General features: G+C 75.3%; 25 protein-coding genes. 11 read left to right on the top strand and 14 right to left on the bottom strand.

Translation table 11 applies throughout. The features are described from left to right. Positions 1-121: 121 nt before the first annotated feature. A complete protein-coding gene (locus ABZ497_RS31710) occupies positions 122-697 on the top strand; it encodes a TetR family transcriptional regulator (RefSeq protein ID WP_359810296.1) in 576 nt (191 codons plus the stop codon). Between the two features lie 13 nt (positions 698-710). Here ABZ497_RS31710 and ABZ497_RS31705 read toward each other — a convergent pair whose 3' ends face one another. Further along, complete coding sequence (locus ABZ497_RS31705) at positions 711-1580, bottom strand: MBL fold metallo-hydrolase (RefSeq protein ID WP_359810293.1); 870 nt, start codon at positions 1578-1580, stop codon at positions 711-713. A gap of 130 nt (positions 1581-1710) precedes the next feature. Here ABZ497_RS31705 and ABZ497_RS31700 point away from each other — a divergent pair, with 130 nt between their 5' ends. Continuing rightward, on the top strand, positions 1711-2139 hold the full coding sequence (locus ABZ497_RS31700) for a MarR family transcriptional regulator (protein ID WP_329491540.1): 429 nt from the start codon (positions 1711-1713) through the stop codon (positions 2137-2139). A gap of 35 nt (positions 2140-2174) precedes the next feature. Here ABZ497_RS31700 and ABZ497_RS31695 read toward each other — a convergent pair whose 3' ends face one another. Further along, complete coding sequence (locus ABZ497_RS31695; protein WP_359810291.1) at positions 2175-3311, bottom strand: NAD(P)/FAD-dependent oxidoreductase; 1137 nt, start codon at positions 3309-3311, stop codon at positions 2175-2177. A gap of 193 nt (positions 3312-3504) precedes the next feature. On the opposite strand from ABZ497_RS31695, the gene ABZ497_RS31690 reads away from it, so the two are divergent. Further along, positions 3505-4197 carry a TetR/AcrR family transcriptional regulator gene (locus ABZ497_RS31690; RefSeq protein WP_359810340.1) on the top strand — a complete coding sequence of 231 codons (693 nt, stop codon included), beginning with the start codon at positions 3505-3507 and terminating at the stop codon, positions 4195-4197. A gap of 133 nt (positions 4198-4330) precedes the next feature. Here ABZ497_RS31690 and ABZ497_RS31685 read toward each other — a convergent pair whose 3' ends face one another. From ABZ497_RS31685 to ABZ497_RS31675, 3 genes are all read right to left on the bottom strand, one after another. After that, positions 4331-5218 (bottom strand): hypothetical protein, encoded by an 888-nt coding sequence (locus ABZ497_RS31685; RefSeq protein ID WP_359810288.1) that lies wholly within the window; start codon positions 5216-5218, stop codon positions 4331-4333. Between the two features lie 96 nt (positions 5219-5314). Beyond that, entirely contained in the window at positions 5315-5884 is a 570-nt protein-coding gene (locus ABZ497_RS31680; RefSeq protein ID WP_359810285.1) for a hypothetical protein, read from the bottom strand. A 115-nt stretch (positions 5885-5999) separates the two neighbouring features. Next, a complete protein-coding gene (locus ABZ497_RS31675) occupies positions 6000-7391 on the bottom strand; it encodes a histidine-type phosphatase (protein WP_359810282.1) in 1392 nt (463 codons plus the stop codon). A 270-nt stretch (positions 7392-7661) separates the two neighbouring features. Here ABZ497_RS31675 and ABZ497_RS31670 point away from each other — a divergent pair, with 270 nt between their 5' ends. Further along, positions 7662-8288 carry a DedA family protein gene (locus ABZ497_RS31670; protein WP_329491535.1) on the top strand — a complete coding sequence of 209 codons (627 nt, stop codon included), beginning with the start codon at positions 7662-7664 and terminating at the stop codon, positions 8286-8288. A 95-nt stretch (positions 8289-8383) separates the two neighbouring features. Here the strand turns inward: ABZ497_RS31670 and ABZ497_RS31665 are convergent, their stop codons facing one another. Next, positions 8384-9106, bottom strand: a complete 723-nt coding sequence (locus ABZ497_RS31665) for a ribonuclease H (protein ID WP_359810279.1) — start codon at positions 9104-9106, stop codon at positions 8384-8386. A 223-nt stretch (positions 9107-9329) separates the two neighbouring features. Between ABZ497_RS31665 and ABZ497_RS31660 the strand changes: the two genes are divergently transcribed. Next, positions 9330-11060, top strand: coding sequence for an amidohydrolase family protein (locus ABZ497_RS31660; RefSeq protein ID WP_359810276.1), 1731 nt, complete (start codon positions 9330-9332; stop codon positions 11058-11060). Positions 11061-11072: 12 nt separating this feature from the next. Here ABZ497_RS31660 and ABZ497_RS31655 read toward each other — a convergent pair whose 3' ends face one another. After that, positions 11073-11531 carry a MarR family winged helix-turn-helix transcriptional regulator gene (locus tag ABZ497_RS31655; RefSeq protein WP_359810274.1) on the bottom strand — a complete coding sequence of 153 codons (459 nt, stop codon included), beginning with the start codon at positions 11529-11531 and terminating at the stop codon, positions 11073-11075. Between the two features lie 542 nt (positions 11532-12073). On the opposite strand from ABZ497_RS31655, the gene dhbA reads away from it, so the two are divergent. From dhbA to ABZ497_RS31625, 6 genes are all read left to right on the top strand, one after another. After that, on the top strand, positions 12074-12889 hold the full coding sequence (gene dhbA, locus ABZ497_RS31650) for a 2,3-dihydro-2,3-dihydroxybenzoate dehydrogenase (RefSeq protein ID WP_359810272.1): 816 nt from the start codon (positions 12074-12076) through the stop codon (positions 12887-12889). Between the two features lie 81 nt (positions 12890-12970). Next, on the top strand, positions 12971-14155 hold the full coding sequence (locus ABZ497_RS31645; RefSeq protein ID WP_359810269.1) for an isochorismate synthase: 1185 nt from the start codon (positions 12971-12973) through the stop codon (positions 14153-14155). After that, complete coding sequence (locus tag ABZ497_RS31640) at positions 14152-15744, top strand: (2,3-dihydroxybenzoyl)adenylate synthase (protein WP_359810266.1); 1593 nt, start codon at positions 14152-14154, stop codon at positions 15742-15744. Before ABZ497_RS31645 ends, ABZ497_RS31640 begins: the two co-directional genes overlap by 4 nt. Positions 15745-15778: 34 nt before the next feature. Continuing rightward, entirely contained in the window at positions 15779-16411 is a 633-nt protein-coding gene (locus tag ABZ497_RS31635) for an isochorismatase family protein (RefSeq protein WP_329491528.1), read from the top strand. Continuing rightward, positions 16408-17226 carry an ABC transporter ATP-binding protein gene (locus ABZ497_RS31630; RefSeq protein ID WP_359810264.1) on the top strand — a complete coding sequence of 273 codons (819 nt, stop codon included), beginning with the start codon at positions 16408-16410 and terminating at the stop codon, positions 17224-17226. Before ABZ497_RS31635 ends, ABZ497_RS31630 begins: the two co-directional genes overlap by 4 nt. After that, complete coding sequence (locus ABZ497_RS31625) at positions 17223-17711, top strand: GNAT family N-acetyltransferase (RefSeq protein ID WP_359810261.1); 489 nt, start codon at positions 17223-17225, stop codon at positions 17709-17711. The genes ABZ497_RS31630 and ABZ497_RS31625 overlap by 4 nt, the downstream gene beginning before the upstream one ends. 66 nt (positions 17712-17777) lie before the next feature. Here ABZ497_RS31625 and ABZ497_RS31620 read toward each other — a convergent pair whose 3' ends face one another. The 7 genes from ABZ497_RS31620 to ABZ497_RS31590 form a co-directional block, all read right to left on the bottom strand. Further along, the gene (locus ABZ497_RS31620; RefSeq protein WP_359810258.1) at positions 17778-18890 is read right to left on the bottom strand and encodes an iron chelate uptake ABC transporter family permease subunit; all 1113 of its coding nucleotides are present in this window, start codon (positions 18888-18890) and stop codon (positions 17778-17780) included. Beyond that, entirely contained in the window at positions 18887-19960 is a 1074-nt protein-coding gene (locus ABZ497_RS31615; protein WP_359810255.1) for an iron chelate uptake ABC transporter family permease subunit, read from the bottom strand. The genes ABZ497_RS31620 and ABZ497_RS31615 overlap by 4 nt, the downstream gene beginning before the upstream one ends. Next, the gene (locus ABZ497_RS31610; RefSeq protein ID WP_359810252.1) at positions 19957-20784 is read right to left on the bottom strand and encodes a siderophore-interacting protein; all 828 of its coding nucleotides are present in this window, start codon (positions 20782-20784) and stop codon (positions 19957-19959) included. The genes ABZ497_RS31615 and ABZ497_RS31610 overlap by 4 nt, the downstream gene beginning before the upstream one ends. Before the next feature lie 118 nt (positions 20785-20902). Then, complete coding sequence (locus tag ABZ497_RS31605) at positions 20903-22633, bottom strand: ABC transporter ATP-binding protein (RefSeq protein ID WP_359810249.1); 1731 nt, start codon at positions 22631-22633, stop codon at positions 20903-20905. After that, positions 22626-24470, bottom strand: coding sequence for an ABC transporter ATP-binding protein (locus tag ABZ497_RS31600; protein WP_359810246.1), 1845 nt, complete (start codon positions 24468-24470; stop codon positions 22626-22628). The genes ABZ497_RS31605 and ABZ497_RS31600 overlap by 8 nt, the downstream gene beginning before the upstream one ends. 89 nt (positions 24471-24559) lie before the next feature. Further along, positions 24560-24784: an MbtH family protein gene (locus ABZ497_RS31595; RefSeq protein ID WP_329491520.1), complete on the bottom strand. Its 225-nt coding sequence runs from the start codon at positions 24782-24784 to the stop codon at positions 24560-24562. Between the two features lie 36 nt (positions 24785-24820). Continuing rightward, on the bottom strand, positions 24821-25507 hold a 687-nt coding region (locus ABZ497_RS31590), incomplete at its 5' end, for a phosphopantetheine-binding protein (protein ID WP_359810243.1).

The following is a 25507-nucleotide window of genomic DNA, read 5'->3' as shown; positions in this document are numbered from 1 at the left end:
GAGGGAGGTGCGGCCGGGCCGGGGCCCCGGCTCACCGGCCGCACCCTCACAAAAGCACACCGAGTACAAAAGTGCAACGACACAACTTTTTGTCTCGCACACCTTCCCGTACGATGCCGGCATGGATGCCACCGTCGGACGCCGCGAACGCAAGAAGGCCGCCACCCGCCAGGCCCTCGCGGACGCCGCCCTCCGCCTCTTCACCGAACACGGCTACGACCGGGTGACCGTCCGGGACGTCGCCGAGGCCGCCGACGTGTCGACGACGACGCTGCTGAAGCACTTCCCCAGCAAGGAGGCCCTGGTCTTCGACCAGGAGACCGACCGGGAGGCCGACCTGGTGGCGGCCGTCCGGGACCGGGCGCCGGACCGGTCCGTCCCCGGCGCGCTGCGCGCGTACGTCGAGGACGCCCAGCTGCGCGCCCCGGACGCCGATCCCCGGTTCCGCGCCTTCGCGGACCTCGTCCGCGACACCCCCGCGCTGAGTGAGTACGCCCGCCGGATGTGGACGCGCCACCAGGAGGCCCTGGCCCACGCCGTCGCCGACGCGACCGGCGCCGAGCCCGACGACCCGCGCTGCGCCGCGCTGGCCCGGTTCACCCTCGAAGCCTCGGCGCTCGCCCGCGACTCGGCGGACCCGGCGCGGGCCCTGGACGCCGCCTTCGACCTCCTCGAACACGGCTGGCAGGCCGGCTGACCGGGCCGTCGGGTCAGGCGTCCAGCGGCTGCCACGCCGGGCCGGACCCACCCCGCCGGACGTGGCCGAACACCACGTCGGCGAAGTGCACGCCGAAGCCGATCGTGCCGGGCTCCGCCAGCTCGGCGACCAGTCGGCGGCGGTGCTCGGCGGTCCGGGTCAGGTCGTGGTCGAAGCCCGAGGACCAGTCCGGGTGGTCGATCTGGATCGGCGAGTGCGCGGTGTCGCCGAAGGCGATCAGCCGCCGGCCGCCCCCGGTGATGACGTACTCGGCGTGCCCGGGGGTGTGCCCGGGGAGGATCCGGACGCGGACGCCCGGGAAGACCTCCTGCCCGTCCGTGATCGTCCGGACGCGCGGGACCAGGGCCGCGACCTGCTCGTCCGCGAGGTCCCGCTGCTCCCATTCCGGCGCGGAGACCAGGTAGTCGGCATGGGCGAACAGCGGCCGGTCCCCGCCGGGGGCGGGGAGGGCGGCCCAGCCGAGGTGGTCGGCGTGGAGGTGGGTGAAGGCCACCGCCTCGATGTCCTCGGGGGCGCGGCCGAGCCGGGCCAGGCCGTCCGGGAGCGCGCCGCCGCGGATCGTGGCGAGGGGCCCGGCCGGCGCGGCGTGCGACCGGGGGCCGAAGCCCGCGTCGATCAGCAGCGCGCGGTCGCCGTGCTCCACCAGCAGGCTGCCGACGCTCCCGACCAGGTGGCCCCCGGCGTCCAGGTACTCCGGGTGCGCGGCCCACACCTCGCCGGTGCTGTCCGGGAGCACGTCCAGGGGGCGCAGCCGCACATCACCGTCCGGCACGTACGACACCGTGGTGTCGCCCAGCCGCATCGAGCGGACCCCCGCCGGCCGGCGCAGTCGCTCGCTCTGACCCGCCGTCATGTCGGCCATGAGTTCTCTCCCGTGTGTCGACGTCAGTTCGGCGCCGGGGTTCCGGCGCCGTCGTCGCCACCATAAGCATCAAGTTCGAATCATTCAAACTGCAATTATGTTGGCTTGACGAACTGCTAGAGTGGGCGCCATGACGACGTTCTCCGAGCCGCAGGCCATCGCCGTGCGACAGCTGTGCGGCCTGGTGAACGGGCTGAACCAGCGGATCGTCGAGCACGTGCGCGTGCGCGCGGCCACCCTCGGGCTCACCCCCTCCCAGGCGGCCGCGCTGCGGGAGATGAGCGGGCCGATGACCATGCGCGAGCTCGCCGAGCGCATGAGCTGCGAGCCCTCCAACACCACCTTCGTCGTCGACAAGCTGGAGAAGCAGCAGCTGATCGAGCGGCACCCGCACCCCACCGACCGCCGCGCCAAGCAGCTCGTGCTCACCGCCGAGGGCACCGCGCTGCGCGAACGGCTCCTCGAACTCCTCACCGAGGGCTCGCCGTTGGGCAGCCTCACCGCACAGGAGAGGCAGCTGCTGCACGGCCTGCTGGAACGGGCCGTCGCCCCCGCGTAGGGCCGCGAGCGCGAGGAGCCCGGACCGGCGGCCGATCAGCCGGTGGCGGCGAACCGCTCCAGCAGGCCCTCCAGCGCGCGCTCGCCGAACATCTGCGCCAGGCTCGCGGCGGACTCGGCGGCCGAGGCCGCGCCGCGCGGGAACATCGGCTCCTCGTAGGCCCGCAGGGCGGCCTCGACGTCGTCCGGGTGGGCGGCGAGGGCCAGGGCGAGTTCGGCCCCGTCGAGCATCGCGAGGTTGGCACCCTCCCCCGCGAACGGGGACATCAGGTGCGCGGCGTCGCCCAGCAGGGTCACACCGGGGGTCCGCTCCCAGCGGTGGCCGATCGGCAGGGCGTGGACGCGCCGCCCGACCAGCGCGCCGTCGGCCTCCCCCACCAGCGCCCGCAGGCTCTCGTGCCAGCCGTCGAAGTGGGCCAGGACGGCGTCCTTGGCGGCGGCGGTGTCGGCCAGGTCGATGCCGTCCAGCCACTCCTCGGCGACCTTGAGGGCGGTGTAGACGTGCAGACTGCCGTCGCCCTCCCGGTGGGCCAGGAAGCCCCTGCCCTCCCCGAGGGAGAAGAAGAAGCCCCCGCCGATCAGGGCCGCCGCGGCCGGGTGACGGGTGTCCGCCTCGTGCAGGTCGGCCTCGACGAAGGAGACGCCGGTGTAGGCCGGCGTCGCCGCGGAGAGCAGCGGGCGGATCCGGGACCAGGCGCCGTCCGCACCGACCAGCAGGTCGGTGGTGACGGCCGAACCGTCCTGGAAGCGCAGTTCGTGACGGCCGTCGCCGAGCGGGCGGGCGCCGGTCGCCTTCCGCCCCCAGTGGACGGTACCGGGCGCGAGGGAGTCGAGCAGCAGGTCGCGCAGCCGGCCGCGGTCCACCTCGGGGCGGTCGCCGCTGCCGTCGTCCTCCTCGCTGTGGCGGACGGCGCCGTCCGGGGCGACGATCCGCATGGCCTGGCCGCCCGGGTGGACGAGGCCGAGGAAGGGCTCGTGCAGGCCGGCCGCGCGGAGCGCACGCCGGCCCGTGTCGCCGTGGATGTCGAGCATGCCGCCCTGCGTGCGGGCCTCCCGGGAGGGCTCCTGGTCGAAGACGGTCGCGGCGATGCCGTGCACCTGGAGGACGCGGGCCAGGGTCAGACCGCCGAGGCCGGCGCCGACGATCGCGAGGGGGTGGTGGGTGGTGGTCATGGCGTGCTCCTCGGGCGGGTACGGGCGTGGGGTCGCGGGTGGGGGCGGTCGGGCCGGCGGCTCGGGACGAGCGGGCGGCGCGCCCTCCTCCCCCAACGTAACGAACATGTTCGTCAAGAACAAGGTTCTAACGAACATGTTCGTCAGCGCGTCGAACTTGTTCGTCCCGAACGCGATCGTTAGGCTCGGCGGCGTGACGTCACGCTCCCCCGCTCCTCGTAGCCGCCGAGAGCGGCCCGCCAAGCCCGCGCTCACCTACGAGGGCATCGTCGACACGGCCGTCCGGATCATGCGGGCCGAAGGCCTTCCACGCGTCACCATGCGCCGGCTCGCCCAGGAGCTCGACACCGGCCCGGCGTCGCTGTACGTCTACCTGGCCAACACCGCCGAGCTCCACGCGGCGATCCTGGAGGAGCTGCTGGGCGCCGTCGACCTCGGGCCGCTGAGCGCGCCGGGCGACTGGCGCGAGCGGCTCGCCGCCGTCCTCGGCTCGTACACGCACGTCCTCTTCCAGCACCCCAGCCTGGCGCACTCGGCCCTGCTGGCCCGCCCCTCGGGGTCGAACTACCTCGCGCTCGTCGAGGCCGTCCTCGCCCTGCTGCACGAAGGGGACGTCCCCGACGGCCAGGCCGCCTGGGGCGTCGACGTCCTCCTCCTGGCGGCCACCGCGATCGCCGCCGAGCAGGCCGGCCGCGAGCAGGACGCCCGCGCCGAGGCGGAGCAGGGCGCGCTGGCCGACGCGCTCCGGGCGACCACCGCGGCCGACCACCCGCGCATCACCGCGCTCGGCGCGGACCTCCTCTCCGGCACGCCCGAGCAGCGGCTGGCCTGGATCCTGCGCACCGTCATCAACGGCACCCTGGTCACACCCCGGCCACAGGCCTGATCCCCGGCCGGGCGGCGTCCACGGCCGAGGGCCGCGGCGGCGCCGGTGCCCGCCCGGGGCGAGGCCGCCGGCGTCCGCCGTGCCCAGGGCTCAAGGGGGCTGACGGCGCGTCGGTGGCGGGAGGGCGGACCGGTCAGTGGCGGCCGACGTCGCGGGTGAGTTCCAGCCCCAGCACCCGGTCCAGGGCGGCGAAGGTCTCGAAGCGGGCCCCGTCCGCGAGCCCCGAGGCCACCCCGACGCGGTGCAGCAGGGCCAGCACCGCAGGGGTGTCGAGGTCCCCCGTGAACGCGGCAGCGGCCTCCCGCCGGATCTCGTCCGGCACGGGCTTCGAGGGCCCCCAGGCCCAGTCGGCGACCTGCCGCCGCCAGTCCCGCAGCGTGCCCGCCGCCTCGGCCAGCTCACGCGGACCCGCCACGACCGGCTCGCCGTACGGGCGGGCGAGCAGGGCCAGCCGCAGCGCGGAGGCGTCGACGGCGCCGGAGCCGAGACCGGCCGCCAGCTCGCCGCCCCGGTCCGGCCCGGCGGGGCCGACCCCGAGCCAGACGCCCGCCGCGCCCGCCCGCTCGGCGTCCGCCGCCAGGACCTGGACGTCCGGCGGACCGCCCAGCGGACCGTCCGGATCACCGGAGGCGACGACGGCGACCGGCGGGTGGACACCGAGAGCGGCGGCGGCGCGCCCGAAGTCGGCGGCGGCGCCCTCCGGCACGGCGAGGACCCGCACCACCTGGAGGCCCTCGATCTCGGCGACCCTCTGCAGGACGTCACCGACCAGCGCGGCCCGCAGGTCCCCCGCCCCGATCCGGCCGCCGGCACAGCCCAGCCGGACACCGACCCGCAGCAGCATCCGCCGCCCGGGCGGGATCCCGGTGCCGCGCCCGGTACGGGCGTCGGCCACGCTCAGCGCGGGTCGCCGGGTGCCCGGCCCCTCCCGCGCGACCTCCTCCAGGCGCAGCGCCGGGCCGTCGCCGGACCCCACCGCGCCGCTCACCGCGCCCGTAGGGATGCCCTGTTCGTCCGCCACTCGGCCACACCTCCTCGGCGTGGCCATCCTCCTCCCCCGGCCCCGGGGCCGCCACCGGCCGTACCGGGCGCCGGCGGAGGACCCGCCCGGACGGTGTCAGCCGGCCACGGGCCGGGCCTGCGCGCCGAAGGCCCGCTCGGCGGCGGTCATCACCCAGTGCGGGAACTGCTCCAGCGGGATCGCCGGCGAGGCGGGGAATCCCGGGCGGATCGACGCCTCGGGGAAGAACGCGACCCGGCACCGCCGGCACAGCCACCCGGCCTGCCACACCCGGGCGTGCGGTTGCCGGTGCGCCGCCTCCTCGGGCGACCCGGAGCCGGGCCGGCGGCGGGAGCGCGCGACGAGCTCCACGATCGCGGCGGCCGCCAGCAGGATCAGCGGGAGGATGAACGGACCGGCCAGGTAGCCCGCCCGGTAGGCCGCGTCGTACCCGGAGAGGTCCTCCCGGTCGCGGACCAGCGAGAGGATCCCGACCACGGCGAAGATCGCCGCCAGGGCGGACAGCGCGATCGCGCCGCCGCTCAGCTCCCGGGCCGGCTTCGGCTCGGGCGGCGGGGCGAGCAGCGCGCGAACCGGCTCCTCAAGCGGCTCCGTGGTGTCCGCGAGGGCCAGCGACACCGGGACGGACCGGTCGGACGCCTCGCACTGCGGGCAGGTGGCACTCATCCGGCGGGTCACTCCTGAGGGGCTGTGGGGAATCGGTGAACGCGTAGTACAGCACACGGGGCTGACCCTCCGTGCCACCGGGCCCGCGGCCACCGGCCGCCCGGCGCCCCGTCCGCTACGCGGTCCGGCCGAAGCAGCGCTCCAGCTCGTCCAGGTCGTAGAAGTAGCTGCCCTTCGAGACCGGCGCGCAGCCCGGCCGGAAGGCGGTCTGCTGCTCGTTGTAGAGCATCCGGACCAGGTAGTCGTCGCCCTTGCGGAAGAGGTCCCACTGGATGTTCGCGCCCATCGGGGCCACCGTCGCGCCGCGCCAGGCGTTGCTCGCGTAGGTGTACGGGGACGCCTCGGTGACCTGGGTCGTGCTGCCGGGCAGCCGCATCAGCGCGGCGAGCGGGATGATCTCCTCGGCATGGGTGAAGCGCAGCTCGGCGGCCGGACCGCCGGTGCCCGCCCGGCGGTTCTCGGCCTTGCGGAACAGGTCGTCGAGGAGCACTCCGGCCATCTTGTAGGTGATGTCCTGACCGGCGAAGCCCGGGCCCTTGGTGTAGTACTCCTCGGCGTTGTCGAGGTAGCCGAACCAGGCGGCCTCCTCGGAGCCGATGTAGCGGCCCAGGTGCCAGTCGCCCTCGTCGGTGAGGTCGGCGGTGACGCTGTACAGGTTGAAGACGGCCTGGGCCGCGTCGACCTCGTTCCCGGCGAAGGGGTAGCCGCCGGCCGCGAGGCGGTCGACGAACGGCCCGGTGAAGATCCGCTCCAGCACCTTCCGGGCCGCCCGGTGGCTGCGCGGCTGGTCCCGGACCGCCGCGAGGGTGGCCGCCAGCCGCGGGTCCTTCTTGACGTAGTCGGTGTAGTCCTTGTTCACGGCGGACTTGTGGAAGTAGAGCAGGTCGGTGTCGGTCCGGGCCGGGTCGACGGCCTTCGCCAGCGCCGGCTCGCCCGCCAGCAGGCCCTTGGTGAACTCGGTGCCCGAGTCGACCGCCCGGGGCTGGCCGGAGCTGACCACGTCGATCCGGTCCGGGCCCGCCGGGTCGTCGGCCCCGGCGGCGATCCGCCGGAAGAGGCCGGGGAGCCGCTGCTCCATCCGCTCGGCCGTGTCCTGGAGCGCCCGCCGGCCCTGCCCGGTCAGCGCCCCGTAGCCCACCTTCGCGTTGGCGTCCAGCAGCGCCCGCACGTCCGGGCCGAAGCCCTTGCCCACCCGGGTCAGCGCACCCTCGTCGGCGGCCTGCTGCCAGAGCTTCACCAGGAGGTCGCCGTCCTCGCTGTCGCTGAGCGCGCGGGCGCCGTGCCGGGAGACGGTCTGGGTGAAGACCGCGGTGTAGCCGTCCGGTGCCTGCTGCAGGCTACGGACGCTCTGCAGCGGCCGGTAGGGCGCCTTGGTGGTGGCGCCGGCCGGCGTACCGAAGGCCGGGCCCGCCGCCGGGCCGCCGTGCGCCTGGGCGGGGACGGCCACGGCCAGGGACAGCAGCGCGGAAGCGGCCAGCGCCACGGTGGAGGTGAGGGTGCGTCGCATGGGGGGTCCAGGGGTCGCTCGGGAACGGGAGAGCCGGGCCGATCCCACTCGATCCGCGTGACCTCCGGGCGTCCCGCGCGTGTCGGCCCGGTGCACAGGCGGGCAACTCACCCTCGCCGGCGGCGGCCGGACGGCGGGCCCCGCCGGGCCGCGCACCGCTTGCTGTGGCGGGTGGCGCGGGCGCGCGAGTACGGTTCACCACGTGCCCAGTTCTCCCGCAGGACGACACCCGGACCGTCGGACGGCCGCGGCCGGGACCGGGTGAGCGGCGTGCCGCTGGCCGTCGACCCGACGAGCGGGGACTCCCTGCTCGCCGCCTTCGGCGCGCTGGCCGTACTGGTGGTGGTGTTCGCCGAGTCGGGACTGCTGGTGGTGGGGTTCTTCCTCCCCGGTGACACCCTGCTGCTGCCCGCCGGGGTGCTCTGCGCCGCCGGCAGCCGCTCCGGGCCCCACCTGTCGCTCTGGCAGGTGATGCTCTGCGCCGCGGTGGGGGCGGTGGCCGGGGCCCAGGTGGGCTTCCTGCTCGGGCGCCACGGCGGCCGGCCGGCGCTGGCCCGCAGCCGCAGCGGGCGGCTGAAGTCGGCGGCGGCCCGGGGGGAGGCGCTGCTGCGCCGCTACGGGTACCGGAAGGCGATCGTCCTGGGCCGCTTCGTGCCGCTGGTCCGAACGGTGCTCAGTCCGCTGGCGGGCATGCTGGACGTGCCCACCCGGACCTTCACCGTGTGGCAGATCGTCGGCGGCGTGCTCTGGTCGCAGAGCCTGGTGCTGCTGGGGTACTGGCTGGGCGCCGCCGTCCCCGGGATCGAGAGCTACCTGTGGCTGCTGGTGGGCGGCGTCGTGGTGCTCTCGCTGCTACCGCTGCTACTGAACTCCCGCAAGGGGTCGGACCGGGGCTGACCGCCCGGCCGGCGGTCCACCCGGGCAGGCCGGGCGGACCGGGACGGCTCAGGTGGAGCGGGACGGCTCGGGCAGGCCGGGCGGACCGGGACGGCTCAGGTGGAGCGGGTGCCGGCCTCGGCGGCCTGGGCGCAGTCGGGGTGGCCCCAGCCGTCCGGGTTCTTGGCGATCGGGTCGCCGACGGCGTACGGGCGACCGCAGCGGCAGGAGCCGGGGAACTTGGCCTTGGTCCGGCCCCCGGCGGACTTGGCGTCCGCCCGGCCGCCGGTCCGCTTGGCGGCCGGGGCCCCGGCCTGCCGGGACCCGGCCGACGGTGCGGCGTCCGCGCGGGGGGCGGGCAGCGGCGCGTCGACGGAGGTGCCGCTCGCCGGCTGCTGGGCCACCGCCGCGTCGCTCGCCGCCCGGTCGGCGACGGCGTTCAGCGGATCGCCGTCGACCTGGTGCGCGGGGACGTAGACGAACTCGACGTCGCGCCCGGCCAGCAGCGCGTCGATCGCCACGATCAGGTCCTTGTTGGCGACCGGTGTCCCGGCGGCGGTCTTCCAGCCCTTCCGGCGCCAGCCGGGCAGCCACTGGGTGACCGCCTTCATCGCGTACTGGGAGTCCATCCGGACCTCCAGCGGCACTCCCGGCCGGACCGCGCCCAGCAGCTCCTTCAGCGCGGTCAGTTCGGCGACGTTGTTGGTCGCGCGGCCGAGCGGCCCGGCCTCCCAGCGCTGCGGCCGGCCGTCGGCGTCGGCGATGACCCAGGCCCAGGCGGCCGGACCGGGGTTGCCCTTCGAAGCGCCGTCACAAGCGCCGATGATGCGTTCTGCCATGCGGCGATCATGCCAGTGCGCCGCGGGTCCGCGCACATGCCGGGCGCCCGGAACTCCGGGCGGCCCGGGCAGCGGACGGCCACCGACCGGGCGGCCCGGCGATCGTGCCGGGGTCGGGCGGCTCGCCGCAGGGGCGCGGGGCGCGGTCCGGTGGAGGGTTGACGAACGATCACGTGGGGTAGTGGCCCGGTCACCATTCGCATCCCACCCAAGGGGCAGCAGCATGGCCGAGCAGGCCGACCTCATCTTCCACGGCGGCGACATCGTGACCGTCGCCGAAGGGCCGGCGCCGGAGGCCGTCGCGGTCAAGGACGGGCTCATCGTCTTCGTCGGCGGCCTCGACGAAGCGGTCGACGGCTGGCGGGGGCCTCGGACGCGGCTGCGCGACCTCGCGGGACGGGCGCTGCTGCCGGGGTTCGTCGACGCGCACGGGCACCTCGGCGGGATCGGGCTGCAGGCGACCATCGCCGACCTGCTGGCCGCGCCCGACGGGGACGTCGCCGACCTCGCCACGCTGAAGGAGAAGCTGCGGGCCTGGGCGGAGGGCCCGGTGGGCCGGGACTCCGACTGGATCATCGGCTTCGGCTACGACGACGCGATGCTCGCCGAGGGCGTCCACCCGACCCGTGACGACCTCGACGAAGTCTCCACCAGCCGCCCGGTGCTGGCCATCCACCAGTCCTTCCACCTGGGCGCGGTGAACAGCCTGGGCCTGGAGCGGCTGGGGTACGGCGCCGCCACGCCGGACCCGGAGGGCGGGGTCATCCGCCGCCGGGAGCTCGCGGTACCGCCCTCCTACGGCGAGCCCGACGGGGTGCTGGAGGAGAAGGCCTTCAATCCCGCCTCGGAGCTGGCGATGGCGGGCCTGCCCGAGGCCGCGCTGCTGGCCCTGTTCATCGAGGGCGCGGAGTCGGCGGCGCGGTTCGGCTTCACCACCGTGCAGGAGGGCGGTACCAGCCCGGCCAACCTCAAGGCGCTGCGGGACACCGCCGCCGCCGTGCCGTTCAAGATCGACGTGGTCGCCTACGTCAAGGCCGACCTGCTCGCCGACGCCCCGGAGGACGACCCGGTCGGCGCGAGCCGGGGGTACGTCGACGGGGTGCGCGCGGCCGGTGTGAAGCTGGTCCTGGACGGCTCGCCGCAGGGCCGCACCGCCTGGCTCACCGAGCCGTACCTGACCCCGCCGGCCGGACTGCCCGACGACTACCGCGGCTACCCCGCGATCGAGGACGACAGCACCGTCCTGAAGCAGGTCGGCACCGCCTACGCCCGGGGCTGGCAGGTCCTCGCCCACGTCAACGGGGACGCCGCGATCGACCAGTTCCTCAAGGCGGTCGAGGGCGCCACCGAGCTGACCGGCTCCGCCGACCGGCGGACGGTGGCGATCCACGCGCAGACCGCCCGCCGGGACCAGGTCCGGGAGTTCGCCCGGCTGGGCGTCATCCCGTCCTTCTTCTCCATGCACACCTACTACTGGGGCGACTGGTACCGGGGCACCGTCCTCGGGGAGGAGCGGGCCGCGACCATCTCGCCGGCCCGCTGGGCGCTGGACGAGGGCCTCGCCTACACCTCGCACCACGACGCCCCGGTGGCGCTGCCCAACTCGATCGCCATCCTGTCCAGCCAGGTGACCCGGCGCAGCCGGACCGAGGGCGTGGTGGTCGGCCCCGAGCAGTGCGTCGACGCCCTGGACGCCGTGCGCGCGATCACCGTCAACGCGGCCCGCCAGTACTTCGAGGAGGACCGCAAGGGCACCATCGAGGTCGGCAAGCTCGCGGACCTGGTGATCCTCAGCGCCAGCCCGCTGGCCGTCGACCCCGAGGAGATCAAGGACATCACCGTCGTCGAGACCATCAAGGCCGGCCGCACCGTCCACCCCGCGCCCGCCGGGGCGCTCCGCGCCACCGCGCTTCCCGACACGCCCCGGGCACCCGAGTGGGGGTGCGGCTGCTGACGGGCCGACACCTCACCGGCCGTGCCCGCGGACCGGCCGGGGCGCGGGCCGGGGCGCGGGCCGGTCGGGCCCGGCCTCGGCCTGCCCCAGGTGGCCGTTCAGCCGGTTCAGCATGTCGAACAGCCGGAGGCGCTCCTCGCCGGACAGCGGGGCGAGGACTTCGTCGTCGGCGGCGGCCAGGTCCGAGTTGATCCCGGCCGCCGCCGACCGGCCCGGCGCGGTGAGGTCGACGTGCACCCGCCGGCGGTCGGCCGAGGAGCGGGTGCACGTGACGTACCCGGCGACGACCAGGTCGTCGACCACCTTGATCACGTCACTGGAGCCGATCTCCAGCCGGGCGGCCAGCTCGCCCTTGGAGTGGCTGCCCTCCTCCTCCAGTGCGCAGAGCACCATCACGTGCCAGAGCCGGAGCCCGCGGCGCTCCGCCTGGGTCGCGAGGCGTCGACGGGCGGCCTGGCCGGTGCGGGACATGAGAAAGCTGCTCAGTGTCAGCAGCCCTGGTGCGGAGGGATTCATCCGGTCAGCCAATCTTCACCGGGACACGGGCCCGGACGGGAGCCGTTGCACATGCGGGGCGGAGCCGCCGCCGGCCCGGACGTCGGCCACGGCCGGCGGGTCGTGGGACCCGCCGCCGGGGAGCAGCCGATCGGCGTGCGCGCGTCCGCACGGGGGCGCGGGACGGGCCTCGGCCACCCCGGCCGGCCCGTGACCCGGGACCGATCGACATAAGGTTAGCCTCGCCTCACTAATGAAGTCACGTCAAGGATCCCTCGGCGGCCGAAGGAGTGTCGAGGGAATCCGGGACAGCGAGCCCGGCGGGGGCTTCAGGGCGAGCCGCGCACCACGACCTGCGCAGGCCGCGCCGGGCGAGGCACCCCGAGCCGCACCCCGGCACCGCTCGCATTCCGGGGCACACCCACCCTGGTCGCCCCCGGGAAACATGGTTAGGCTAGCCTTACCGAACTGTTGCGCTCAGCCCATTCGACCGACCTGCCCGCTCCCGGAGATCTCTCATGCCGACTTCCCCCGTGGACGCCCCCGCTCCGCCCGCCACCGACACGGGAGTCCGGGCCTCGGCCGGCCCCGACCGCACCGCGGAGTTCGACGGGCGCGTCGCGCTCGTCACCGGCGCGGCCCAGGGCATCGGCGCCGCGGTCGCCCGCCTGCTCACCGAGCGCGGGGCCCACGTCGTGGCCACCGACCGGCGGGCCGACGGCCCCGGGCTCGGCCTGCTGGACGTCACCGACGCCGCCGCCGTCGAGGCCGAGGTCGAGCGCGTGGAGCGCACGGTCGGCCCGATCGACATCCTGGTCAACGTCGCCGGGATCCTGCGCCCGGCCCTCGCCGTGGAGACCACCGACGAGGACTGGGCGGCCACCTTCGCCGTCAACACCACGGGGGTGTTCCACACCTGCCGGGCGGTCGGACGCCGGATGGCCGAGCGCGGCGCCGGCAGCATCGTCACCGTCGGCTCCAACGCCGCCGGGGTGCCGCGCACCACGATGGCCGCCTACGCCGCCTCCAAGGCCGCCACCGCGATGTTCGTCCGCTGCCTCGGCCTGGAGCTCGCCCGGTCGGGCGTCCGCTGCAACCTGGTCTCCCCCGGCTCGACCGACACCGAGATGCAGCGCTCCCTGTGGCGCGACGACGCCGCCGAACAGCGCGTCATCGACGGCGACCCGGCCAGCTACCGGGTCGGGATACCCCTCGGCCGGATCGCCGACCCCGAGGACATCGCCGAGGCCGTGGTGTTCCTGGCCGGCGACCGGGCCCGGCACATCACCATGCAGGACCTCTACGTCGACGGCGGCGCCACCCTGCGCGCCTGAGCCGTCCTCTCCCCCGCACTCGATCCACCGGTCGGACGATCCACCGGGCAGAGCCGATCCCGCCTTTCCGAACGGAGCAGCATGACCACAGTGAACGAGACCGGCGGCACCACCGCGGACCACCGCGTCGGCGGCGCCCTGCTGGCCGCCTACCGCCCGGGGCCCGACCGGGCGTTCTTCGCCGGTCCGAGACGGACGCTGCTCGCCACGGGCAGCCGGGCGGCCGTCCCAGATCCCGCCGAGGCCACCCGCCTGCTGCGGAAGGCGCGCACCCCGGAGCGGCCCGACCCGCTCGTGGTCGGCGCCGTCCCCTTCGCCCCCGGCCGCCCGGCCGCGCTCTTCATACCCGACCGGACCCAGTGGGCCCAGCCGGTCCACGACGACCCGCTGCTGCGGCTCGCGCCCGGGGACCGCACCGGCCCGGTCTGGACCAGCCGTGCCGTCCCGGCCCCCGAGGGCTACCGGGACGCCGTCGCCGACGCCGTCCGGATCCTCGCCGCGGACGGCGAACTCAGCAAGGTCGTCCTCGCCCGGACCCTGGAACTGTCCACCCCCGGCGGCGCCGACCTCCCGGCCATGCTCCGCCGGCTGATCCACCGTGACCCGCACGGCTACACCTTCGCCGTCCCCGGCCAGGGCAGCGCGACCCTGGTCGGCGCCAGCCCCGAGCTGCTGGTCTCCCGGCGCGGCACCGCCGTCACCTCCAACCCGCTGGCCGGCTCGGCCGCGCGCAGCGCCGACCCGGTCGAGGACCGGCGGCGCGCCGCCGCCCTGCTGGAGTCCCCGAAGGACCTCGCGGAGCACGCCTTCGTGGTGGACGCCGTCCGGCGCGCGCTCGAACCCCACTGCTACGACCTGGTCGTGCCCGAGCAGCCGTCGGTGATCCGCACCGCCGCGATGTGGCACCTGTCCACGGTCGTCACCGGCACCCTGCGCGACCCCGCCACCAGCGCGCTCGACCTCGCGCTCGACCTGCACCCCACGCCGGCGGTCTGCGGGACGCCGACCGACCGGGCCCGCGCGCTGATCGGTACGCTGGAGCCCTTCGACCGCGGGTTCTACACCGGGGTGGTCGGCTGGGGGGACGCCGACGGCGACGGCGAATGGGTCGTCACACTCCGCTGCGCGGAGGCCGACGGGGACGGCCTGCGGCTGTTCGCCGGCGCCGGCGTCGTCTCGGGCTCCGTGCCGGAGCACGAACTCGCCGAGACCAGCGCGAAGTTCCGCACCTTTCTCCACGCCGCCGGACTGGGAGACGACAAGTGACCGACTGGCCCGAGGAGTACGTCCGCCGCTACCGGGCGGCCGGCTACTGGACCGACGAACTGCTCGACGAGATGGTCCGCCGGCACGCCGCCGAGCGGCCGGGGCAGATCGCGGTCGTCGACGGGGAGCGTCGGTGGAGCTACGCCGAACTCGACCGGCGGGCCGACCGGATGGCCACCGGGCTGCTGGCCCGGGGCATCCGCCGGGGCGAGCGGATCGTCCTCCAGCTCCCCAACGTGGCCGAGTTCTACGAGGTGTTCATCGGCGCGCTGCGCGCCGGGGTGGTGCCGGTGATGGCGCTGCCCGCCCACCGGCACGCCGAGATCTCCTACTTCTGCGAGTTCGCCGGGGCCCGCGCGCTGATCGTGGCCGACCGGCACGCCGGCTTCGACTACCGGGAGATGGCCGGCCGGGTCACCGCGGCGGTGCCCGCCCTCGCCGAGGTCTTCGTGGCCGGCGACCCGGGGCCCCACACCTCGCTGGACGACCTGCGCGCCGACGAGCCCGCCCCGGTCCAGGACCCTCCCGCCGCCACCGACCTGGCCTTCCTCCAGCTCTCCGGCGGCAGCACCGGTCTGCCCAAGCTGATCCCCCGCTACCACTTCGACTACCTGTACAGCGTCCGCGAGTCCGCCGCGATCTGCGAGCTGAGCGCGGAGACCGTCTACCTCTGCGCGCTGCCCGCCGCGCACAACTTCCCGCTCAGCTCCCCCGGCAGCCTCGGCGTCTTCCACGCCGGCGGCCGGGTGGTCCTCGCCCCCGAGCCCAGCCCGGCCACCGCGCTGGCGCTGATCGAGAGCGAGCGGGTCACGCTGACCGGCGTCGTCCCGCCGCTCGCCCTCGCCTGGGCCAACGCGGCGCCCGGCGCCGGCCGGGACCTCTCCAGTCTGCGCCTGCTCCAGGTGGGCGGGGCCAAGCTCAGCGAGGAGGCCGCCCGCCGGCTCGGTCCCGCGCTCGGCTGCGCCCTCCAGCAGGTCTTCGGCATGGCCGAGGGCCTGGTGAACTACACCCGGCCCGAGGACCCGCAGGACACCGTGCTGACCACCCAGGGCCGTCCGATCTCCCCCGCCGACGAGGTGCGGGTGGTCGACGACGAGGACCGCGACCTGCCCGACGGCGCCACCGGCCACCTGCTCACCCGCGGCCCGTACACCATCCGCGGCTACTGGAACGCGCCCGGGCACAACGCCACCGCCTTCACCGGGGACGGCTTCTACCGCACCGGCGACCTGGTCCGCCGGACCGCCACCGGCCACCTGGTGGTCGAGGGCCGGGCCAAGGACCAGATCAACCGGGGCGGCGAGAAGGTCGCCGCCGAGGAGGTCGAGAACGTGCTGCTCGCCCACCCGGCCGTCCACGACGTGTCCGTGGTCGCCGTGCCCGACGAGCACCTCGGCGAACGCAGCCGGGCCTACGTGATCCTGCGCCCCGAGGCGCCCCGCCCGCGCGTCGTCGAGCTGAAGGCCTTCGTGCGCGCCCGCGGCCTGGCCGACTACAAGGTGCCCGACCTGGTCGAGTTCGTGACCGAGTTCCCGCAGACCGGCATCGGCAAGGTCAGCAAGAAGGACCTCCGCACCACCACCTCCTGACGCTCCGCCCCGGAAGAGAGCAAGTCCAGACACCATGGCTCTGCCCACCATCGCCCCGTACGATCCCCCGCGGGTCGACCAGCTCCCCGCGCCCAAGGTCCCGTGGCGGGTCGACCCCGCCCGGGCCGTCCTGCTCGTCCACGACCTGCAGAACTACTTCCTGTCCGCGTTCCCCGCCGAGGGCCCGCCGCTGGCCCCGGCCCTCGCCCGGACCGCCCAGGTCCTGGAGTACGCCCGCGGGAACGGCGTGCCCGTCGTCTACTCGCACCAGCGCGGTGGGCAGACCCCCGAGCAGCGCGGCCTCCAACTGGACTTCTGGGGGCCCGGGTTGCCCGCCGACGCATGGGCGCAGGCCGTCCCGGAGGCGGTCGCCCCGGCCGAGGGCGACACCCTGCTGCTCAAGTGGAAGTACAGCGCCTTCGCCCGCACCGAACTGGCCGACATCCTGGCCCGGTCCGGCCGCGACCAACTGGTGCTGGTCGGCGTCTACGCCCACATCGGCGTGCTGATGACGGCGGCCGACGCCTGGAGCCGCGACATCCAGGCCTTCGTGGTGGCCGACGCCACCGCCGACTTCTCCGCCGAGAAGCACCTGGAGGGCCTGCGCTGGGCCGCCGAGAAGTGCGCCGTCGTGCTGACCACCGACCAGCTCCTGGAGGCCTCGTGACCGCGCCCGAGGAGTCCGGGCGGCTCTACGCCGACCACGTGACGCTGCGCTACGGCGACCGCGCCATCGCGACCGACCTGTCGATCGGCGTGCCGGACGGCTCCTTCACCGTCATCGTCGGCCCCAACGCCTGCGGCAAGTCCACCCTGCTGCGGGCGTTCGCCAGGCTGCTCAAGCCGGCCGCCGGCCGGGTCCTGCTGGACGGCGAGCAGATCAGCGCGCTGCCCTCGAAGGAACTCGCCCGCCGGCTGGGCCTGCTCCCGCAGAGCTCCACCGCGCCCGACGGCATCACCGTGGCCGACCTGGTCTCCCGCGGGCGCTACCCGCACCAGGGGCTGTTCCGGCAGTGGTCCAGGGAGGACGACCGGGTGGTCGCGGAGTCGATGGCCGCCACCAACGTCGCCACCCTCGCCGCCCGCTTCGTCGACGAGCTCTCCGGCGGCCAGCGCCAGCGGGTCTGGCTGGCGATGGCCATCGCCCAGCAGACCCCGCTGCTGCTGCTCGACGAGCCGACCACCTTCCTCGACATCGCCCACCAGGTCGAGGTCCTCGACCTGTGCGCCCGGCTCCACGAGGAGCAGAACCGCACCCTCGTCGCGGTGCTCCACGACCTCAACCAGGCCGCCCGCTACGCCAGTCACCTGATCGCCATGCGGGACGGCGCGGTGGTGGCCCAGGGCCCGCCCGGCGAGATCGTCACCGCCGAACTGGTCGAGAAGGTCTTCGACCTGCCCTGCCAGGTGATCGAGGACCCGCAGACCGGTACCCCGCTGGTGGTCCCGATGGCACCCGGACACCGGTCGAGGACCAGGTGAGCCGCACCGGTACCGGAACCCTGCCGGTACGGCGGGCGACGGCGGCCGACGCGGCGGCGCTCTTCGCGCTCTCCGAGCCGTCCATGGCCTCGGGTGAGCTGCGCCGCCGCCGGCCGGCCGACTACCGCTCGCCGGAGGACCGCTTCCTCCTGGTCGACGGCCCGTCCGGACCGGACGGCTGCGTGGCACTGCGACTGCTCGCCCCCGAGCTCCCGGCCCACCCCGCCCCGGGGCTGGTGCACAACTTCTGCGTCCGCGAGGGCCTGCGCGGCGCGGGCCTCGGCTCGCAGCTCCTGGACGCCCTGCTGGACGAGGCCGGGCGGCACGGGGTGCGCACCCTCGTCACCGCCAGCACCGGCGGCGGAGCGCTCTTCCGCCGCTACGGCTTCGAGGAGATCCCGGCCGCGCTCGCACCGCGGGCCTGGGCCGGCCGGCTGGACCCGGCCCGCCGCTCCCTGGTCTTCCTCAGGACGCTGGAGGGCTGAGACCGCCGCCGTAGCGCCGAAGTCCCCGGGCCCGTGATCGGACCCGGGGACTTCGGCTGTGCGGGGTCAGCCGCGCGAGGCCCGCCACTGACCGGCGATCAGCCAGACCAGGTAGCAGCCGCCCACCACGCCGGTGAACACACCGACCGGCAGCTGGGTGGGGGCGAGCAGGCGCTGCGCCGCCAGGTCGCTGACGGCCAGCAGCACCGCGCCCAGCAGCGCGGAGCCCACCAGGTTGGGGCCGGTGGCCCGGGTCAGCCGGCGGACGGCCTGCGGGGCGATCAGCGCCACGAACGGGACCGGGCCGGCCGCGGCGGTGGCGGCGGCCGTCAGCGCGACGCCGATCAGCACCAGCCGGATCCGCACCCGCTCGGTGCGCACCCCGAGCGAGGAGGCCGCGTCGTCGCCCATCTCCAGCATCCGCAGCGGGCGGCCGAGCAGCACCGCCGCCGGCAGCAGGACGGCCAGCGCGAGCGCCATCGGCCCGCAGTGCTCCCAGCCCCGGGCGTTGAGGCTGCCGGTCAGCCAGACCGCCGCGCTCTGCGCGTCGCTGAACGAGGCCCGGGCGATCAGGTAGGCGTTGAGCGAGGAGAGCAGCGAGCTGACCCCGATGCCGACCAGCACCAGCCGGTAGCCCTGGGTGCCGCCGCGCCGGGCCAGCAGGTAGACCAGGAACGCGGTGACCAGCCCGCCCGCCACGGCGCCGAAGGCGACGGTGGCGGCGCTGCCGCCGATCACCAGGATGACCGCCAGCGCCCCGGTGGCCGAGCCGACCGTGAAGCCGATGACGTCCGGGCTGCCCAGCGGGTTGCGGGCGAGCGTCTGGAAGAGCGCGCCGGCCAGGCCGAGCGCGGCGCCCACCAGCAGGGCGGTCAGCAGCCGCGGCAGCCGCACCTCCATGACGATGTAGCGGTCCGCGCGGACGCCGCCGCCGGTGAGCACGTCGATCACGTCGGAGACCGGCAGCGGGTAGTCACCGGCCGTCAGCAGCCAGGCGCAGACGCCGAGCAGCGCGAGCACCAGCAGCCCGCCGACCACCGTCGCCCGCCGGTGCCAGCGCAGCGAGCGCCCGCCGGGCAGCCGCAGCGCGCGCAGCGGGACGGGGGGCCGGGCGGCGGGCCCGTCCGGCCCGGTCACGACGGGTGGGGCGGGCCGGGGGACCGTCAGGGGGCTGTTCACAGGTGGGCGATCCTTCGGCCGCGGACGAGGGCGATGAAGAGCGGCGCGCCGATGAAGGCGGTGACCACGCCGGCCTGGAGCTCCGCCGGGTGCAGGAGCACCCGGCCGAGGACGTCCGCGCCGACCAGCAGCACCGGGGCCAGGACCGCCGAGAGCAGCATGATCCAGCGCTGGTCCGGGCCGCAGACGTGGCGGGCGAGGTGCGGAACGGCCAGGCCGACGAAGGCGATCGGGCCGACCGCCGCGGTGGCGGCGCCGCACAGCAGCGTGACGGCGACCAGGCTGAACGCCCGGGTGCGGGCCGGGTGGGCGCCCAGCGCGTGCCCGGCGTCGTCGCCGAGGGCGAGGGCGTTCAGCGGACGGCCGAGCAGCAGGGCGAGCGCTCCGCCGGCCGCCAGGAACGGCAGCACCTGACCGAGCACCGCGGAGTCGACGCCGGCCAGCGTGCCGACCTGCCAGAACCGGAACCGGTTGAGGGTCAGCGGATCGAGCAGGATCAGGCCGTTGACGAAGGCGGTCAGCACGGCGGTGACGGCGGTTCCGGCCAGCGCGAGGCGCGCGGGGGTCGCCGAGGCCCGCCCGCCGCCACCGAGGATCTGCACCACCAGGGCCGCGACGGCGGCGCCCGCCAGGGCGAACCAGATGTAGGAGTGGAAGCTCCGCAGGTCGAACAGGGCCGTTCCGGCCGCGACGGCCGCGGCGGCGCCGCCGTTGACGCCGAGCAGGCCGGGGTCGGCCAGCGGGTTGCGGGTGAGCGCCTGCATCATCGCGCCGGCGACCCCGAGGGCGGCGCCGACGGCGATGCCGAGCAGCGTGCGCGGGATCCGCGCGTGGTGCACCACGATCCAGTCCTCGGACGTGGGCTCGTGGTGGAACAGGACGTGCAGGACCTGGCCGGGCGGGATGTAACGGGCGCCGATCGCGATGCCCGCGAGGGCGAGCAGGGCCAGCAGCACCAGTGCTCCGAGGAGCCAGGCCAGCCGCCGGCCGGTGCCGATCCGCCCGGGCGGGGTGGTCTTCGCCCCGGCCGCGGCGGGAGCCGCGGCGCGCGGCACAGTGGCGGTCGTCATGCGTGCTCGTGCTCGCCCTCGTGGTGGTCGTGGTTGGCGACGCCACGCTTCCAGTAGCCGTCCACGTCGACCTGGTGGCGGTCCAGGCCGCGCTCCGCCCGCAGGTGACGGCGGATCGGCTTGAGCGCGTTGGCCTCACCCGCGACCCAGGCGAAGCCCAGGCCGGGCGGCAGCTGCGCCGCGCGGACGGCCCGCTCCAGCAGGTCGGTGCTGCCGGCCGGGGCGTCGCCGCGGTGCAGCCAGGTGACGGTCGCGTCGGTGGCGGTCTCGAAGACCTGCTCGTGCTCGGGCCCGGGCACCTCGGCGAAGGCGATCACCTTGACGCCGGCGGGGAGCATCTCCAGCCAGCGGCCGAGCGCCGGGATGGCGGTCTCCTCGGCCGCGAGCAGGTACCAGTCGTGGACGAAGGGGATCTCCTCCGACCCGCGCGGGCCCAGGACGCCCAGCCGCATGCCGGGTTCGGCGGCCTCGGCCCAGCTGGAGCCGACGCCGGTGCCGTGCAGCACCATGTCGATGTCGAGCTCCTGCTCGGCCCGCCGGTAGTGGCGCACGGTGTAGTCGCGGGTGATCGGCTCGACCGGAGCGTCCATCCAGGTGTCGTTCTCGACCACCGGCGCGACCGGCAGGGCGGCCCCGTCCTCGGCGAAGCAGAGCTTCACGTGGTCGGTCGGGGCCTGCTCGCAGAAACCTTCGAGGTCGGGACCGCCGAAGGTGACCCGCACCGTGCCGGGCGTGACCCGGGTGACCCGCCGGACTTCCAGCAGGCGGTACTTGAGCGGGTGGCGAACGATCCGCATGCGCGGCGGCGCGGTTTCGGTGGTCATCGGTCAGCCCAATCCGGTGGGAGGTGTGCGCAGGCCGGGAGGCGCGGGAGCCGCCCCCCGGTGAACGGGGAGCGGCACCAGCACTCACTTCCGATTAGGTTAGCCTAACCTCGTATTGTCAGACCAGTCGCGTCGCCCCGATCGCCAGTCCACCTGCCGGTTCGTCACCGACCAGGTGGCCGCCGTCCAGCCGGACGACGCGGGGCAGCCGCGCGATGGTGGCCGGCCGGTGCGCGATCACGATCAGCGTGCAGTCCGCCCGCAGCTCGTCCAGGGCGTGCTCCAGCCGGGCCGCGGTGGCCGGGTCGATGTCGGCCGTCGCCTCGTCGAGGACCAGGACGGCCGGGTCGGCCAGCACCGCGCGGACCAGGCCGAGGATCTGCCGCTCCCCCGCCGACAGGTTGCCGCCGCGCAGCCCGACCTCCGCGTCCAGACCGCCCGGCAGTTCGGCGAGCCAGGCCCGCAGGCCCAGCTGGTCGACCGTCCGCTCGATGGCCGCCCGGTCCGGTGCGCCCTGGACCAGGGCCAGGTTCTCGGCCACCGTGCCGGTGACCATCCGGACCTCCTGCGGCACCAGCACGATCCGGCGGCGCAGCTCCGCCTCGGGCACGGCCGCGAGGTCGGTGCCGGCGAAGCTGACGGTGCCGGAGTCCGGGTGGTAGAGGCCGCAGAGCAGCTTGGACAGCGTGGTCTTCCCGGAGCCGGTCTCACCGACGACCCCGGTGCGGCTCCCCTCGGGGAAGTCCAGGCTGATCCCGTGCAGGGTGCGGCCGTCCGCCCGGTAGGCGTACTCGACGCCCTCGCAGCGCAGGTCGCCCCGGGCCGGCAGGGCGGCGGCGACCGTCTTCGGGCGGTCCGCGGGCGCGGTCGCCGCCAGCAGGTCCAGCAGCCGGGCCAGGCCGGTGCGCGCCGTCTGCACCTCGCCGACCAGCTGCGAGAGGTCGGCGAAGGAGTCGAAGAGGTTGCGGCTGGCGAGCACGAAGACGACCACGGCGTCGATGGTCAGGGTGCCCCGCACGACCAGCCAGCCGCCGACCAGCAGCAGCACCACGAGGGCCAGACCCTCGATCAGGCTCACCAGGTCGATCCGGTTCTCCACCCGCAGCGCCCGGCGGGCGGCGTGCACCGCCCGGGTGTTCTCGCCGTCGAAGCGGCGCGTCCACCCGGCCAGGCCGCGCGAGGTCTGGAGGGCCTCACGGGCGGTCAGGGTCTCGGAGAAGGTGGCCGCGACGGTGGCCTCCGCGCCGGCCTTGGCGCCGAAGGCCGCGCCGGCGTCGCGCTGGAACCAGCGGGTGACCAGCAGGGTCAGCGGGACGAAGACGACCAGCTGGACGAGGAGCAGCACCCAGGAGTACCAGGCCAGCATCACCAGGGTGAAGACCAGGGTCGCCACCGAGGCGACCAGGCTGCGCAGGTGCAGCCGGACGAACGCGGCCAGCGCGGCGACCTCACCGGTCGAGCGGCGCAGCAGCTCGCCGCTGCGGTGGGTCTCCAGGAAGCGCAGCGGCGCGGTCGCCAGGTTCTCCACGCACTGCTCGCGCAGGGTGCGGACGACCTGCTCGCCGCCCTGGATCAGCAGCAGTTCGCCGACCCGGGCCAGCACCAGCTGGCCGACCGCGAACACGGCGAGCAGCAGGACGGCCAGGCCGAGGCCGCCGCGGTCCTCGTGGTCGAGCGCGTAGGCGGCCACGCCGACCAGCGGGGCGACGGCGACCAGCGCGGCGGAGTCGGCGAGGCCGACCAGCAGCGCGACGACGAGCCGGGCCCGGTGCGGGCGCAGGTACGGCGCCGCCCGGCGCAGCACCCCCCGGTGGTCCGCCTCGTCCTGGAGCAGGGGCTGCTCAGCCATGGGCCGCCTCCGCGGTGGTCGCAGTCATGGCGCTCTCGGGCCTTTCGGTCGGGTCGGCTCCGGGGGTGCCGGGGGTCGTCGTGGCGGTGTCGTCGGACGCCTGGGAGCGCAGCCGGGCCACCCGGTCGGCGGCCTCCAGGACGGCGCCGCGGTGCGAGGCGAAGACGACCGTGCGGCCGGCGGCCCAGCCGCGCAGCCGTTCCAGCACGAGCTTCTCGGTCGTGGTGTCCAGCGCGGAGGTCGAGTCGTCGAGCAGCAGCACCCGGGGGTCGCCGAGCAGGGCACGGGCGATGGCCAGCCGCTGGACCTGGCCGCCGGAGAGGGCGGTGCCGCCCTCGCCCAGCTCGGTCAGGTAGCCGTCGGGCATCGCGGTGAGCTGGTCGTGGATGCCGGCGGTCCGACAGGCCTCGTGCAGCGCCGCGTCGTCGAACTCGCGGCCGAGCCGGAGGTTGTCGGCGACGGTGCCGGAGAGCAGGACCGGCCGCTGGGACACGTAGGCGATCCGCGAGCGGACCTCGTCCAGCCGGACGTCGCGCAGGTCGACGCCGCCGTAGGAGACGGTTCCGGCGTCCGGGTCGTCGAGGCGGACGGCGAGGCGCAGCAGGGTGCTCTTGCCGGAGCCGGTGGCGCCTTCCACGGCGACGAACTCGCCGTCCCCGACCGCCAGGTCGACCGGGCCGAGCACGGTCCGGCCGTCCCGGACGGCGGTGGCGCCGGCCAGCACCAGGGTGCCGGAGGCGGGCAGGTCCACGGCCCGGTCGGAGGCGGGTTCGGCGACCACCGGGCGGATGCACAGGGCCTCGTCGATCCGGGCGGCCGCGACGTCGGCCTGGCCGCGCTCCAGCAGACGGTCCACCAGGACCCGGGTGGCGAGGGTGATGATCGCCATCCAGGAGGTGTACGCGACCAGGTCGCCGACGGAGAGCCGCTGGTCGAGGACGGCCAGGCCGCCGATGCCGACGCCGGCCGCGACGGCGAGCCGGGGGACGAACGGCGCCACGGCCGCCCAGCCGGCCTCCACCCGGGCAGCGACGACGGTCCGGTCGGTGACGTCGGCGCTGGCGGTGTGGTGGCGGTCGACCAGGGGCCGGTGGCCGCCGGTGCCGCGCAGGCCGGTGCCCACCTGGAGCAGGTCGGCGACGGCGTCGGCGCGTTCGCTGTGGGCCCGGGAGAGCTCACCGCTGGCGGCGGCGAACCGCTTGGGGAAGTGGAGGTTGACCCAGACCAGGAACGGCAGGGTCGCCAGGGTGACCAGCAGCAGGGTCAGGTCGAGGGCGGCGAGGGCGGGCAGCAGGACCACGAAGGTGGTGGCCAGCACCACCCAGACGGCCAGGCCGTGCACCCACTCGCGGACCAGGTCGGTGTCGCGGGTCGCGCGCATGGCGAGGTCGCCGTGCCCGCGCGAGGCGAGCGCGGCCCGGTCGAGGCCGGAGAGGTGGCGCAGCAGTCGGCCCCTCAGGTCGGCGCCCACCTTGGCATCGGCGTAGCCGGCCCAGTACTGCCAGCCGTAGAGGCCGACGAACTGGACCGCGGCGGCGCCGGCGGCGGCGCCGGACCAGAGCAGCAGGGCGCCGCCGTCGCCGGGCTTGATGCCCTCGTCCAGGGCCTGGCTGACGCACCACGGCACGGCCAGGAGGGCGATCTGGCGGATCGCCGCCGCCACCATCGCCGCGGCCACCGTGGCCCGGTGGGGCCGCAGGGAGCTTCGCAGCAGGGCGCGGGCCCGACGGCGGCGCTCCGGGGAGAGTGCTCCGGGCGCCAGGTCCTCGTCCGCGAGGTCCTCGGCCGTCAGGCCGTCCTGGGGCCCCGCGGCGGGTTCCGTCTGTCGGTTGCTCACATCGCTCACTCGATCGCTCGCCCGTCTGGTCACTGATTCGAATACGGGGCGGGGGGACGGCCCGGTCGGGCCGTCCCCCCTGTGGTGGGTCAGACGCCGGCGGCGGCCGTACGGGCGACCAGGCCGGCCGGGCGCATGTCCGTCCAGTTGGCGTCCACGTAGGCGGTGCACGCCTCACGGCTGTCCTCGCCGTGCACGACCGTCCAGCCGGCCGGGATCTCGGCGAAGGCGGGCCAGAGGGAGTGCTGGTTCTCCGCGTTGACGAGCACGAAGTAACGGGCGTCGTCGTCCTCGAACGGGTTGGTGGCGCTCATGTCGTCTCCTTGGGGTAGTGGTCGGTGGACGGGCGGTCAGCCGGAACAGGCCGGCGTGCTCTCGGGCTCCTCGCCGAGCGAGGCCGTGACGAGACGGTCGACGAGGAACTCGGCGAGCGCCGCCACGGTCGGCCGGGCCAGCAGGTCGGCGAGGCCGAAGTCACCGGCGAACTCCGCCCGGATCCGCTGGAGCAGCGACATCGCGAGCAGCGAGTGGCCGCCGAGGTCGAAGAAGTTCTCGTCGATCCCGAGTGCGGGCAGGCCCAGCACGTCGGTGAACGCCGCGTGCACGGCCTGCTCGCTCGGGTACCTCGGTCCGCGCAGCGGTCCCGACGCGGTGAAGTCGGTGGCGCTGGGCGCGGGGAGGGCCTTGCGGTCGAGCTTGCCGTTGACGGTCAGCGGCAGCTCGTCGAGCACCACGAACGCCGACGGCACCATGTACTCGGGCAGCCGGGCGGCCAGCATACGCCGGACCGCGGCGGCCTCGATAAGGGTACCCTCACCCGGCACCAGGTAGGCGACCAGGCGCTTGACGCCGGGGGTGTCCTCACGGACCACCACGGCGGCCTGGGCCACGGCCGCCTCCAGGGCGATGGCGTCCTCGATCTCGCCGGGTTCGACCCGGTAGCCGCGGATCTTCACCTGGTCGTCGGCACGGCCGAGGAAGTCCAGCAGACCGTCCTGACGCCAGCGCACCACATCACCGGTGCGGTACATCCGGCC

The organism is Kitasatospora sp. NPDC005751 (genome assembly GCF_040630835.1).
GTDB lineage: Bacteria > Actinomycetota > Actinomycetes > Streptomycetales > Streptomycetaceae > Kitasatospora.
Note: the sequence above shows the minus strand (reverse complement) of the source record. Positions and strands in the feature narration are given on the sequence as shown.